The 13843-nt window shown below is 69.7% G+C and carries 11 protein-coding genes; 7 read left to right on the top strand and 4 right to left on the bottom strand.

Annotation, left to right across the window (positions count from 1 at the left end):
- Positions 1 to 95: 95 nt before the first annotated feature.
- The gene (locus tag ACH34S_RS03860) at positions 96 to 800 is read right to left on the bottom strand and encodes a class I SAM-dependent methyltransferase (RefSeq protein WP_395950965.1); all 705 of its coding nucleotides are present in this window, start codon (positions 798 to 800) and stop codon (positions 96 to 98) included.
- Between the two features lie 65 nt (positions 801 to 865).
- Between ACH34S_RS03860 and ACH34S_RS03865 the strand changes: the two genes are divergently transcribed.
- Together ACH34S_RS03865 and trxA are read left to right on the top strand one after the other, a co-directional pair.
- Complete coding sequence (locus tag ACH34S_RS03865) at positions 866 to 1846, top strand: YbhN family protein (protein ID WP_395951431.1); 981 nt, start codon at positions 866 to 868, stop codon at positions 1844 to 1846.
- Positions 1843 to 2166, top strand: a complete 324-nt coding sequence (gene trxA, locus ACH34S_RS03870) for a thioredoxin (protein ID WP_132178201.1) — start codon at positions 1843 to 1845, stop codon at positions 2164 to 2166. The genes ACH34S_RS03865 and trxA overlap by 4 nt, the downstream gene beginning before the upstream one ends.
- Here the strand turns inward: trxA and ACH34S_RS03875 are convergent.
- From ACH34S_RS03875 to ACH34S_RS03885, 3 genes are all read right to left on the bottom strand, one after another.
- Positions 2147 to 3238: a glycosyltransferase family 4 protein gene (locus ACH34S_RS03875; RefSeq protein WP_395950966.1), complete on the bottom strand. Its 1092-nt coding sequence runs from the start codon at positions 3236 to 3238 to the stop codon at positions 2147 to 2149. The two genes, trxA and ACH34S_RS03875, sit on opposite strands and share 20 nt — an antisense overlap.
- 11 nt (positions 3239 to 3249) lie before the next feature.
- On the bottom strand, positions 3250 to 4170 hold the full coding sequence (locus tag ACH34S_RS03880) for a glycosyltransferase family 2 protein (RefSeq protein WP_395951432.1): 921 nt from the start codon (positions 4168 to 4170) through the stop codon (positions 3250 to 3252).
- Between the two features lie 205 nt (positions 4171 to 4375).
- Complete coding sequence (locus ACH34S_RS03885) at positions 4376 to 6397, bottom strand: hypothetical protein (protein WP_395950967.1); 2022 nt, start codon at positions 6395 to 6397, stop codon at positions 4376 to 4378.
- Between the two features lie 100 nt (positions 6398 to 6497).
- Here ACH34S_RS03885 and ACH34S_RS03890 point away from each other — a divergent pair, with 100 nt between their 5' ends.
- The 5 genes from ACH34S_RS03890 to ACH34S_RS03910 all read left to right on the top strand — a co-directional run bounded on the left by ACH34S_RS03890 (position 6498) and on the right by ACH34S_RS03910 (position 13740).
- Positions 6498 to 7349, top strand: coding sequence for a TIGR03089 family protein (locus ACH34S_RS03890; RefSeq protein ID WP_395950968.1), 852 nt, complete (start codon positions 6498 to 6500; stop codon positions 7347 to 7349).
- A 122-nt stretch (positions 7350 to 7471) separates the two neighbouring features.
- On the top strand, positions 7472 to 8905 hold the full coding sequence (locus ACH34S_RS03895) for an LCP family protein (RefSeq protein ID WP_395950969.1): 1434 nt from the start codon (positions 7472 to 7474) through the stop codon (positions 8903 to 8905).
- Between the two features lie 12 nt (positions 8906 to 8917).
- A complete protein-coding gene (locus ACH34S_RS03900; RefSeq protein WP_395950970.1) occupies positions 8918 to 10156 on the top strand; it encodes an acyltransferase family protein in 1239 nt (412 codons plus the stop codon).
- Between the two features lie 96 nt (positions 10157 to 10252).
- Positions 10253 to 11452, top strand: coding sequence for an acyltransferase family protein (locus ACH34S_RS03905; protein WP_395950971.1), 1200 nt, complete (start codon positions 10253 to 10255; stop codon positions 11450 to 11452).
- A 59-nt stretch (positions 11453 to 11511) separates the two neighbouring features.
- Entirely contained in the window at positions 11512 to 13740 is a 2229-nt protein-coding gene (locus ACH34S_RS03910) for a CDP-glycerol glycerophosphotransferase family protein (protein WP_395950972.1), read from the top strand.
- The last annotated feature ends 103 nt before the right edge of the window (positions 13741 to 13843 follow it).

Below are 13843 nucleotides of genomic sequence, written 5' to 3' on the forward strand. Positions count from 1 at the left end.
CCCTTTACGGTCCGAGCCTACGCCCGCGGATGCCCGCTTTGCGGGACCTCATTCAGCGATTCAATGTGGGGGCCCGACCCCCACACCCCCGGGAACTACCTCTTGCGCGCCCGAACCAGAACGATGCTTCCCCGCTCGTTCGGGGCCTTGCGGTCGGCCAGGGCGACCAGCGGCGTCAGCGGCGCGGCCGCGTTGAAACCGACCTTGCCGCCGTACGTGGAAAGCGACAGGTACAGGCGCTCGGTCGCCGCCGTGCGGAACTGGTAGCTGTGCCTGACCAGGTCGAGGCCGCGTTCGTCCATCAGCTTGCGCAGGCTGTCGTGCGTGTAGGTGTGCTGGACGTGGTACTTCGCCTTGTGGGCGTCGCGCAGCTTCGGCCAGGCGTCGGCGCGGCTCAGCACGTCGGCGGACATGAAGATCTCACCGCCGGGCTTGAGAACGCGTGCCATCTCGTCCAGTGATTTTCCGCCGTCATCGAAGTGCTCGATCGCGCAGACGGACAGGATCGCGTCGAACGAGCCGTCGCCGAACGGGAGCCGCAGCGCGTCGCATTCGATCAGCGCGGGCGCGTGCGCGAGCGTCCGGCCGTACTCCATCTTGCCGCGGTGCAGGTCGATCGAGACGGCGTCGGCGCCGCGCCTGCGGGCCTGGCCGGCCCAGTAGCCGTCGCCGCCGGCGACGTCGAGAACTCGCTTGCCGTGCAGGTCGCGGCCCATCCAGGCGAGGAGCGTCCCCGCCTCGCGGTACCGGCACACGTGCACCTGGTGGCCCATGAAGGCGACCACATCCGAAATCTTCATCGTCCCCAACTGTAAGGCGAGCGGCGGGCCGCGCGGCCACGTTCGCCTACGCTGGGCGCGTGAAGATGAAGGTCGTCGCGGTGCGGGTACTGCGCGTGCTGCTGGTCATGCTCGCGCTGGCCTTCTGCGCCTACAGCGTCGCGTCGCAGTGGGACGCGACCGTGGAGGCGTTCCGGCAGATGTCGTGGGCGACGCTCGCCGGGGCGCTGGCCGTGGGCCTGGCGGGGCTCTTCGTCTGGATGCTGGGCTGGCGGGAGTTCCTCGGCGGGCTCGGCTCGCCGCTGCCGGTCCGGGCGATCTTCCGGATCTCGGGGATCTCCCAGCTCGGCAAGTACGTGCCGGGCAAGGTGTGGGCGCTGGTCACGCAGATCGAGATGACGCGCGAGCACAAGGTGCCGCCGGAGCGCAGCTTCGGGTCGACGCTGCTGGCGGTGGCGACGTCCGTGGCGTGCGGGCTGGCGGTCGCGGCGGTGACGCTGCCGCTGACGTCCACGACGGCGCGCGACACCTACTGGCCGCTGTTCCTGCTGGCGCCCATCCTGCTGGTGCTGCTGCATCCGAAGGTCGTGACGTGGTGCCTGGGGCTGATGCTCAAGATCATCCGGCGTCCGCCGCTGGAGCGTCCGGTGAGCCTCGGCGTGACGCTGAAGGCCGTCGGATGGACGGTTCTGGGCTGGGCTCTCTTCGGCGTCCACACGTGGCTGCTCTGCCTGGCGGTGGGCGGTGACGGGGCGGGGCTCCCGTTCGTCGCGACGGGCGCGTACGCGCTGGCGTTCGTCGCGGGGTTCCTGGTGTTCATCGCGCCGGGCGGCATCGGGGCACGGGAGGCGGCGCTGACGGTGGTGCTGACGCCGGTGCTCCCGGCGGGCGCGCCGGTCGTGGTCGCGATCGCGTCCCGGGTGCTGCTGACCGCCGCCGATCTCATCATCGCCGGGATCGCGTTCCTCCTGGGTAGGACCACACCGGACGAGGGCCCGGACACCGGGAATGAACAGCCCTCCAAAGAGCTTGTGAGGGATACGCAGCCTACGAAGGAGGGACCGTGACGGCCCCCATCACCGTGACCGACGCGACGTTCGCGGACGAGGTCCTCAGCAGCGACACCCCGGTACTGGTCGACTTCTGGGCCGACTGGTGCGGGCCCTGCCGCATGATCGCCCCCGTGCTCGAGCAGATCGCGGCGGAGCAGGACGGCAAGATCAAGATCGCGAAGCTGGACTACGACGCGAACCCCGAGACGCCGAACAAGTTCGGCGTGATGGGCCTGCCGACCCTCCTGCTCTTCAAGAAGGGCGAGGTCGTGGAGCAGGTCGTCGGCGCGAAGCCGAAGCGGGCCCTGCTGAAGGTCATCGAACCCCACCTGTAAGCCCCGTGAGGGCGTCGAGATAGGCGGCCCACAGCGGGCCGTGGTCGACCGGGCGGACGCCGGAGCGCAGGCGCTCCGGCTCCCCCGGCGAATAGAAGCGGCGCAGGGCCGCGGCCAGGGACGGGGCATCGTCGGGCGTGCAGATCAGGCCGTCCACACCGTCGCGGATCTGCCCGGCGAAACCGCCCACATCGGTGGCGATGACCGGGAGCCCGTGCTCGTAGGCCATCCAGACGTTCTGTGACGCGGTGGCCGTCCGGTACGGGAGGACGAGCGCGTCGGCGGCGGCGAACAGGCCCGGAACGTCGGCGGCCGGAACATACCCGGGACGCAGTTCCACGCGGGACGTCAGATCGAGTGACGTGATCAGCTCGCGCGTGTCGTCCAGGCCGCCCCAGAACTCGCCCGCGACGGTCAGCGCGACATCGTCCGGGCCTTCCGCGAGGGCGCGGAGCAGCACGTCCAGGCCCTTGTAGGGGCGGACGATCCCGAAGAACAGCAACCGGCGCCTGACCTTGGCATCGTGCTCAAGCGGCGTCTCGGACGTCGGCAGGTGGGCGGGCATCTCCGCGACGCTCACCGGGCGTGTCGTGAGCCCCCGCGCCAGGTCGGCCTGCGCCTCGGAGTGGACGAGGACCCCGTCGACGCCGCGCAGCAGGCGTTTCATCAGCGGCTCGTCGTACGGCTTGCGCTCGTGCGGCAGGACGTTGTGGCACAGCGCCACCACAGGCGCCCGGTGCCGGAGCCCGGCGAGAATCCCCAGGTAGGACGGAACCTGGATCGGGGTCAGCACCGCCAGCACGACCAGGTCGCGGGAGCGCAGCGCGCGGCCGGTGCGCCACCAGCCGTCCGGGCGGCGCCAGTCGAGCGTGCGGTGCGTGCCGGGGAACGGCTCGCCCTCCGGCTCGGAGATCGTCTGCTGCCCGGGATACAGGAACCCGGGGTACTGGGCCCGCCACGACTCGATGACCACGTCGTGCCCGGCGGCGGCCAGCCGGTGCGCCAGCTCGGTGGTGTGGTGGGCGCCGCCGCCCTTGTAGGGGAAGGCCGGGCCGACGATGGCGATGCGCATCCCGGCGGCCGCTAGACGTCGCCGCGGGAACGGACGATCAGGTCCGCGAGCAGCGCCAGCGACGCGATGATCAACCCCGTCACGAAGATCATGATGGTGTTGTTGGCGAAGTAGCCGAAGTGCACCACCATGTCGAACACGCCCTTGAGCAGCCCGATCACGATCAGCCACAGCGCGGGCGGCATCAGCACCTTGAGCGGGTTGAAGTACATCACCATCCGCAGGACCTGCAGGATGTAGCGGTAGGCGTCCTTGGTGAAGTGGAACTTCGACTTCCCGGCCCGCTTGGCGTAGTCGATCGGCAGGTACCGGACCGGATGCTGGTTCGACAGGAACGCGATCGTGATCGTCGTCACGCAGGAGAACCCGGGCGGCAGCAGCCGCAGGTACGGCAGCGACACCTCGCGGCGGAACGCGCGCAGCCCCGAGTTCAGGTCGGGGATCTTGGTGTTGGTGAGCCGCTCGGCGACCTTCCGGATGAACCACTTCGCGGGGACGCGCAGCGCCTTGTGCGAGCCCTCCTCGCTGGTGCGCGCCCCGACGACCTGGTCGATTGAGGGGTCGGAGTCGAGGACGTCCACGAGCTCGGGGATCCGCTCGTTGGGGTAGGACATGTCGGCGTCCGTCCACACGACGATCTCGCCGCGGGCCTGCTGCGACCCGATCCGCCGCACCGTGCCCGACCCGCTGTTGTGCTGGAACGCCATGATCCGCATGTTCGGGAAGCGCGGCGCGGCCTCCTCCAGCCGGGCGAGCGTGGCGTCGGTGGAGCAGTCGTCGACGGCGAGCAGCTCGTAGGTCTTGCCGCTGTTGTCCATCGCCTTGCAGATGCGCTCGACCTCGTCGATCACGTGGTCCTGCTCGTTGTAGCAGGGCAGGACGATCGTGACGTGGACGGGCCCGGACTCCGGATCCGCGGGCCGCTTGGGCACGGCCTCGGTCTGGGGCACGCGCGCGGCCTCGGGCACGTGCGCGGGCACGTGCGCGGGCACGTGCGCGGGCGGCGGTTCCGTCGCGGGCTCGGGAGCGGGCTGGTGCGTCGGCTCGGCAGACTGGGTGCTCACGCAGCGCGAGGATACTCGCCCGGGCGGGACTCTTCCGCCTTAACGTCCGCGTTGACGCCCGCCGGGCGCCCGCCTAACGCCGTCCCGGCTCGGTGATCCACACCTCCACGGTGAGGCCCCACGTCCCGCCGGGCGGGTTCACGAGGGTGCGCCCGTCCTGCCGGGTCGTCAGGTGGACGACCCGCTCCGGCGTCCCGTACGGCGCGACCTGTTCCCGCTTCGCCGCCATGATCACGGGGCGCCGTCCGGCGGCGGTGACGGCGGCGGTGACGCGCCGCACGTCGGCGGGCGTGGCGGTGCTCGAGGTGCGCGCGGCGGGCAGCCCGCACATGCCCCGGACGACCTGGAGGAGCCGGTCGGCGGTCGAGCGTTCCACGACCACGACGGAGGCGCGCGGCGGCAGCGCGTCGCACATGCCCTCGACGGCGGCGACCTCGTGCTGCTCGGTCTTCGTCACCAGGAAGCCGCCGGACGTCACCACGATCGGGACCAGCATCCCCACGACGCCGAGGACCGCGCCCGTCCGCACGATCCGGCGGCTGTAGCCGAGGCGGCGGACGCGCTTGGCCGTCCAGGCCGCCGCGAACACGGTGAACAGCAGCAGGCCGGGGATGACCAGCCCGATCAGCCGCCGCGACGCCCACGGATGGTCGGGCGTGATGCCGGGCCTGATCAGCACCTGCGTGGCCGTCCAGACGATCATGGCGTAGGGCAGCAGCCACTCCGGCGCGTGCCCGCGCATGAGCCGCCGGGTCAGCAGTGCCGCGCCGAGCGTCGCGAACAGCAGCGCGGGGATGCCGATGTACCAGGACACCCAGTACAGCGTCTGCTCCGAGTACTGGCGGGTGCCGTCCACCGGGAGGTGCTGGATCTTCTGGACGGTCTCGATGAACTGGACGTTCAGCTCGTCGTCGCGCGTGGCCGGCTCCCGCCGCACGGTCTGCACCAGCGGCCGGAGCGCGAACCCCAGCATCACCAGCAGGGCGAGGACGGCGGCGGCGCCCGGCGCCCGGCCGCGCGCGACGGCCGCCCCGGCGCGGCGCAGCCGCAGCGCCGTCGGCTGCCAGCGCAGCAGCACCACCATGAGCACCGTCGCGATGGCGACCGCCGCCGCGATCGCCAGCAGCGGTCGCAGCGACGCGCCCAGGTACGTCAGGTACGGCCGCGACATCGTGAAGCCCTGCACCAGCCCCGCGCCGGCGCCCAGCAGGAGCCCGCCGCCCGTCCAGTAACCGATGCCGCGCCGCTGCGCCACGTAGAGCCCTGCGAAGACGAGGACCGGGAGGACGTCCCGGAGCCCGTCGATGCGGACGAGCACGATGAGCCCGAGCGCCAGGCCACCCAGGAACGCCTTCAGATCGGCGACCCGGCCGTCCGCCCGGCGGGCGTCGTATATCAACGACAGCCCGCCCAGCAGCAGGACGATCGCGGGCAGTTCGCTGAAGGTGCTGCGGGAGACGTAGAGCATCGGCAGCGTCAGCGCCAGCAGCAGCGCTCCGGCGGGTGCCCAGCGCGGGCCGACGAGCCGCGCCACCAGCCCGGCGAACGCGAGCACGCAGCACGCGCCGAGCAGCGGCGCCATCAGCAGCATGCCGTGCATGCCGCCGAGCCAGCCGCCGAGCGTCAGCACCAGCGGCAATCCCGCCATGAACTGCGGGACGATCGCGCCGCCGTCCTGGTAGAACGCGGGGCTCTCGTAGTACAGCGCCCGGTCGTGGCCGCCGAACGCCCGCTCCATCAGCGGGATCGGCAGCGACCCTTCGTTCTTCAGCCAGACGGCGTACTGCACGTAGGACGCGGGGTCGCGGCGGACGATGATCTGCTCCGAGCACATCACCACCTGGAGCACCAGGAACGCGACCGTGATCCCGAGGACGGCGATGACCGGGCCCCAGGTCGCGTCGCGGAACGCGTCGTCGATCCGGCCGCGGAGCCCGAGCCACAGCGTGACCGCCGCGACCGGCACGAACAGCGCGATCGCCGGGACGGGACGGAACACGCCCGCCATCAGCAGCGGCAGCGAGACGGCCAGCCACGCCGCGATGAGCAGTGCCGGGGCCACCGTGACCCGCACGAGCAGCCGACCCGCGTCCATGCACCCCGCCCCGTGGAAGACTCCCTGTTCCGTGCGGGAGCGTAGCGGCACCGGCCGGGTCATGGCTCCGGCGCGATCATGCGGGCATACGCTCTGACCCATGAGCGCACACGCCGGGGCCGCGGCCGGGCCCGCCGAGCTGCTGCGGCGGCGGGTGGCGGACGACCCGTCCAGCCCGCTGGTGACCTTCTACGACGACGCCTCGGGCGAGCGCGTCGAGCTGTCCGCCCGGACGTTCGACAACTGGGTCGCCAAGACGGCGAACTTCCTGGTGGACGGTCTCGCCGCCGAGCCGGGGACGCGGGTCGTGCTCGTCCTGCCGCCGCACTGGCAGACGGCCGTGTGGCTGATGGCGTGCTGGTCAGCGGGCCTGGTCGCGGAGCCCGTCGACCCGGAAGCGGTACGAAACGGCGCGTCCGCCGAACCGTCCGGCACCTCCGGCCCGTACATCCTGGCGGCGGCACAGGAGGTGCTGGACGTGATCGCGGACGGGGCGGCGGCGGGCGGGGCCGAGGAGTTCGTCGGCCTGTCGCTGCACGCGCTGGGCGGCCCGCTCGCGGACTGCCCGCCCGGCGTCACCGACTACGCCGTGGAAGTGCGCGCCTACGGAGACAGGTTCGTTCCAGGCCCGCAATTGCCGCCCGAGACGCCCGCATTGAGTGTGACAAAGGCCACATTCAGCGCGGGGGACCTGGTCGGAGCGGCCCGGGACGCGGCCGAAAAATGGCATCTAGACGCGCGGGACCGTCTTCTGGTTGACATGCCGTTCACCACATTGGACGGGGTACTGACCGGCTTGCTCGCACCACTAGCCTCGGGTGCTTCCGTCATAATCCAACGAAACTTCGACAAAGCCGTACTAGAGCGACGCGTGACCCTGGAACATGTGACGGTGGTGGCCGGACCGCCCGGACGGAATGAACCATCCGGGTCCCCGCGGCGGCTCGCCTGACCTACGCTTCCCCTTGCCCAACGACGCCCCGTGCCCACCAGACGTCCTGCCCGTCAGACGTCTTGCCCACCAGACGCCCATCCAGACCCCCGAAAGCGGGCCGCACCCGGACTCCGGAGCCGATGAACAGCAACCCGATGTACATGGAGTACGTCGACGACGCCGATCCGCGGCAGCAGCAGCCGGCGGCGTCCCGACGCGGCTGGCGCATCCTCGGATGGGTGTGCATCGGGCTGTCGGCGGTCATGGTGGCCGGCTCCCTCACCGCCTACGGCCTCTACCGCCGGGCGTTCGGGAACATCGCGCACGAGGACGTCAACGCCCAGCTCGGCCCGAACCGGCCGAAGAAGCTGAACAGCGCGCTGAACATCCTGCTGCTCGGGTCCGACACCCGTGAGGGCGCCAACGCCAAGTACGGCCGCTCGATGAAGAACGAGGCGCCCCGCTCGGACACGATGATCCTGCTGCACCTGTCCCCCGGCGGCGGCCAGGCGATGGGCATCAGCTTCCCCCGCGACCTCATGGTCCGGATGCCGTCCTGCAAGGCCAGGAACGGGCGGACGATCCCGCCGCAGAGCCGCGCGCAGATCAACTCGGCGTTCACCAACGGCGGCGCGACCTGCGTCATCAAGACGATCGAGAGCATCTCCAACATCCGCGTCGACCACTTCATGCAGGTCGACTTCAACGGGTTCAAGGCGATCACGAACGCGGTCGGCGGCGTCCCGGTGTGCCTGCCGAAGGCCGTCAACGACCCGAAGTCGAAGCTCAAGCTCAGCAAGGGCAAGCACAACATCAAGGGCGAGCAGGCGCTGGCGTACGTGCGCGTCCGGCACGGCCTCGGGGACGGCTCCGACCTCGACCGCATCAAGCGGCAGCAGAAGTTCATGGGCGCGCTCGCCAACAAGGCGATGAGCGCGGGCGTGCTGAGCAACCCCAAGAAGCTCATCGAGCTGATGAACGCGGTCACCAAGTCGCTCACCACCGACAAAGAGCTGACGCCGCAGGTCATGATGGACATCGCCAAAGAGATGCAGGGCATGACCTCCGGCAAGCTGCGGTTCGTGACCGTCCCGTCCGGGCCCGACCCGCAGGACCCGAACCGGGTGGCGCTCAACGCCGGCGCGCAGCCGTTCTTCACCGCCGTCCGCAACGACAAGACCATCCCGAAGGAAGAGAAGCCCGGCTCCGTGAAGATCCCGCCGAGCCAGATCCGGGTGCGGGTCTTCAACGGCAGCGGCATCGACGGCCAGGCCGGGCGCGTCGCCGACGACCTGGAGTCGCAGGGCTTCCATGTCACGGTCGGCGGAAACGCGCCGTCCCCCACATCCGCCACCAAGGTGATGTACGGTTCCGGTGCCGACCAGCAGGCCCGGTCGCTGGCCGCGCTGATCCCGAGCGGGCCGCAGCCGGCCGCCCGGACCGGCGGCGCCAAGCCCGGCGTCGTGGACCTGATCGTCGGCAGCGACTGGACGAGCCTGAAGAACGCGGGCGGCGGCATCCCCGAGCAGCAGGGCGAGATCCGCGCCAGCGACAACATCTGCAAGGAGACGTGACCGGCACCCCGTATGAGTTACACCACCAGGCCCTCCCGGGCCGAGACGGCAGAGACCTTTGACCGTCCTCCAGCCCCCACCCGCCGCCATTCAACGGACGAGCTTCGCTCGGCAGACCGAAGGCTCATCGAGGACCCTGCGGCGGGTCCGGTCCCGGGGGCACCGGGAACCTTCCCGGACGGGCCGGGCGGCGTCCCTCAGGCACGGGGCCCGGGGCAGGGCCCGCAGGCCGGCCCGCGCAAGCAGCGCGACCCGTTCTTCGACAACGCGAAGTACTTCGCGATCCTCCTGGTGGTGGCGGGGCATTCCCTGGCCAACCTGCTGAACGTCCCGCTGGCGAAGGGCCTGTACCTCTTCGTCTACATGTTCCACATGCCGTTGTTCATCGTGATCACCGGCTACTTCTCGCGGAACTGGACGTTCGCCGGCGGCAAGGCCCGAAAGCTGATCACCAATGTCGGCGTTCCTTACGTGGTGTTCGAATTCGCCTACTCGGTGTACATGTGGCTGGCGGGCGGCAATAAGCTCGAGATCAGCCTCCTGAGCCCGTACTACCTGACGTGGTTCCTCTGCGCGCTGTTCCTGTGGCGGCTCTCCACCCCGGTCTGGCAGCAGATCCGCTGGCCGCTCGCGGTCTCGGTGGGTTTCGCGCTGCTGTCGTACATGAGCGATCTAGGTGGAACGTTCGACATTCACCGGGTGCTGGGATTGCTGCCGTTCTATGTCCTCGGGCTCACGCTGAAGCCGCACCACTTCGAGTTGCTGAAGAAACCGGCCGCGCGGCCGGTCGGCGCGATCGTGCTCGCCGCAGGGCTCGGCGGCGCCTACCTCGCCATGGATCGCATGACGCTGGACTGGATCTTCTGGAAGCACCCGCACGGCGACCTGGGCGTCGGAAACTTCACCGGCACGCTGATGCGGCTCGCGATGTTCGCGTGCGCGACCGTCCTCGTCGCCGCGTTCCTCACCCAGATCCCGCGCCGCCGGTACTGGTTCACCCGGCTCGGCGCGGCGACGCTGTACGCCTACCTGCTGCACGGGTTCGTCATCCGGCTGCTGACCTTCACCGGCTGGTGGGACACGGCGTGGATGCACACCGTGCCCGGCGTCGTCATCGTGGTCGGCGGCGCGGTCGCGGTCGGGACGGCGCTGTGCTCCAAGCCCGTCGTCCGGACCATGAGCTGGGCGCTGGAACCCAAGATGACCTGGGTCTTCACCCCCCTGCGCAAACCCGGGGGCCAGATGCGCTAGCGTGCCGCCTCACGACATCAGGCCACGGCTCCCCCCGATCGGCGACTAGAGTCGCCGTGCTCCCACCTGCACGTACCCGATGAGACCTCCGGAGACATGACCGGCATCCTCCGACCACCCCACCACCCGCCGCCGTCGGGCGACGGGCCCCCCGCCCTGCCGGACGCAGTGCCGGACGCCAGGCCGGACGCGGTGGCTCCCGGCGCGCCCGCGGCACCCGCCCCCGCCGCCACCCCCCGCCAGCGCGACGCGTATTTCGACAACGTCAAGTTCTTCCTGATCATGCTGGTGGTGCTCGGCCACTTCTGGGAGGTGTTCCGGAAGGACAGCGGCGCGGCGAACGCGGCCTACACCGTCGTGTACGCGTTCCACATGCCGGTGTTCGTGTTCGTCGCCGGTTATTTCTCCCGCGGCTTCATGCGCTCGACGGACAAATTCCGCGGCATTTTCCCGACGCTGGTCGTGCCGTTCGTCATTTTCAATGCCCTGTACCGGCTGCTGACTTTCTTCAATGTCGATGATTTTCAGCTGATGGGGGCATTCCGTCCGCAATACCTGATGTGGTTTCTTGTCGCGCTCGTGCTGTGGCGGCTGAGCGCGCCGCTGTGGTCGCATTTGCGGTATCCGGTCGGCACGGCGGTGGTATTGAGCTTGATCGCCGGCACCTGGAGTTTCAATTCCGATCCGACGCTGTGCCGCGCTGCCGGACTGCTGCCGTTCTTCGTGCTGGGCCTGACCATCCGCACGGGAGGCGACCGGGAAGGCAGCCGGCGAGGCTACCGGCCGGGGCCCGTGCAGGCCCTGCGGGACCGCGGCTGGACGCGCTGGCCGGGCATGTTCGTCCTGCTGGCCGCGCTGCCGGTGGCCTACGTCTGGGAGCGCGGGACGATCGTCCCGAAGATCGAGCACGGCGTCCGGCTGTGGAACCGCGGCTACGAGCACATGGGCTTCAGCCTGCAAGAAGGCATCTCGTACCGGGCGCTGGCGATGGTGTTCGCCCTTGTTCTAGGCGTGGCGTTCCTCGCGGCCGTCCCGCGCGGGCGGGCCTGGTACACGCGGCTCGGGACGCGGACGATGTACGTCTACCTGCTGCACGGCCTCGTGGTGAAGTCGCTGGACTACGGCGGCGTCCTCGACGGCCGCTTCTTCCAGACCCCGGCCGGGCTCGTCCTCGTCACCGCGGGCGCTCTCGCGCTCGGCGTGGTCCTCGCCACGCCCCCTGTGGTGCGCCTGACCCGATGGGCCATTGAGCCCCAAGGCCGTTGGCTTCTGAAGCCATCACAAGGCACGACATAAGTTTTTGCCTACACTTGCGGGTATAGTCCAGATTCACCGAGTAGTCGATTGGCCAACGCGTGAGCAGTGACCAGACCATCTCCTTGAGCGTCATCGTGCCCGTGCACAAAGTGCAGGGGTACATCCGGCAGTGCCTCGATTCCATCCTCGACCCGGACATTCCGAACCTAGAGGTCATAGCGGTCGATGATCATTCGCCGGACGGCTGCGGGGAGATTCTCGACGAGTTCGCCGAGCGCGACCCGCGCGTCCGGGTGCGGCACCTGGAGGAGAACGTCGGGCTCGGTCACGCCCGCAACATCGGCCTCGACATGGCCACCGGCGACTACGTCTGGTTCTTCGACAGCGACGACTACGCCACCGAGGGCGCCGTCCGCGCGATCTACGACCGGCTCGCCGAGACCCGTCCCGACGTGCTCGTCTTCGACTACGCGCGCTCGTACTGGAACGGCAAGGTCAAGCGCAGCATCATCAACCACCTGTTCCGCGAGCCGCCCGCGCCGGACGTGTTCACCCTCGAAGAGCGCCCGAGCGTCCTCGAAATGATGATGACGGCGTGGAACAAGGCGATCCGCCGGGAGTTCCTGCTCGACCTCGGGCTGCGGTTCAGCGGCGGCTACTACGAGGACGTCAACGTCACCTACCCGATCCTGATGGCCGCCGAGCGGCTCAGCCTCCTCGACCGGGTCTGCTACATCTACCGGCAGCGCCGCCACGGCGCGATCACCAAGACCACCGGCGCCAAGCACTTCGACGCGTTCGCGCAGTACGACCGCATCTTCGAGTTCATGGACGGGATGGGCCCCGCCGCCGACCCGTTCCGCAACCTGATGTTCGACCGGACGATCTGGCACCTGCTCGTCATCATCGAGCGGGAAGATCGCGTCCACGAGTCGGAGAAGCCGCGGTTCTTCGCCGAGATGTCGGCCACCTACCACCGGCACGAGCCGGACGGGCACGTCCCGCCCGAGCCCGAGGACAAACCGCACCTCGCCGACAAGCACCGGGCGATCAAGGCGAACGACTACAAGGCCTTCGAGCGCGTCCGGGCGAACGAGTCCAGGGTGAAGACGGCCAAGCGGCGCACGCGCAAGGTCGGCCGGCTCGGCAAGCGCGGCGTGCGCGCCTCGAAGGACCTCGCCAAGGACCGCTACTACCAGATGCAGCGCAAGCTGCCGGTCGACGAGAACCTCGCCGTGTTCGCCGCGTACTGGTACCGCGGGTACGCGTGCAACCCGGCGGCGATCTACGAGAAGGTCCGCGAGCTGGCCCCGCACATCACCCCCGTCTGGCTGGTGAAGCCGGGCGCTCGCTCGACCATGCCGGACGGCGTCGACTACGTCGTGACCGGCTCGGCCGACTACTACCGGACGCTCGCCCGCGCGAAGTACTTCGTCAACAACGTCAACTTCCCCGACTTCTACGTGAAGCGGCCCGAGCAGGTCCATCTGATGACCCAGCACGGCACGCCGCTGAAGAAGATGGGCCTCGACCAGATGGAGTATCCGGTCGGCGCGAACGACATGGACTTCAAGGCCCTGATCACGCGGTCCGACCGGTGGGACTTCCTCATCTCGTCCAACCCGCTGTCGACGGAGGCGTGGCAGCGCGGGTTCCCGTGCGGCTACGAGATGCTGGAGATCGGCTACCCCCGCAACGACCGGCTGGTCACCGCCCGCGACGACGCGGAGCAGCGCGCCCGGCTGCGCGACGAGCTCGCCGTCCCCGACGGCGCGACCGCGATCCTGTACGCGCCGACCCACCGCGACTACCAGCGCCGCTACAGCCCCATGTTCGACATCGGCCGGGTCATGGAGCAGCTCGGCGACGATCACGTACTGCTGCTCCGCGCGCACTACTACTACAAGATCAAGAACATGGCGGCGGACATGGGCTGGCCGGAGGACCGCGTCATCGACGTGTCCCGGCACCCGTCCGTCGAAGACCTGATGCTCGCCTCGGACGTGCTGCTCACCGACTACTCGTCGGTCATGTTCGACTACGCGAACCTCGACCGGCCGATCGTGATCTACGCCAACGACTGGGAGACCTACCGGCTCACCCGCGGCGTCAACTTCGACCTGACGGAGACCCCGCCGGGCGTCGTCGCCACGACGGAGGACGAGCTGGTCGACGCGTTCGTGTCCCGGGCCGCGTGGAGCGACGCCGCCGCCAAGGACCGCGCCGACTTCAAGGCCCGGTTCTGCCCGTGGGACGACGGGCACGCGGCCGAGCGCGCCGTCCGGCGGATGTTCCTCGGCGAGAAGGTCCCGAACCCGCCGCAGTGACCTGTGGTGAGGTGCCGCGTGTGCCGCGCGGACCCGCCGCGCGCCCCGTCGTCTTCCGGGCCGGCAGCGTCGCCGGTCCGGCCGAGTGATCGAAGGAGTGGGC

The organism is Actinomadura sp. 3N508 (assembly GCF_044326375.1).
Taxonomy (GTDB): domain Bacteria; phylum Actinomycetota; class Actinomycetes; order Streptosporangiales; family Streptosporangiaceae; genus Spirillospora.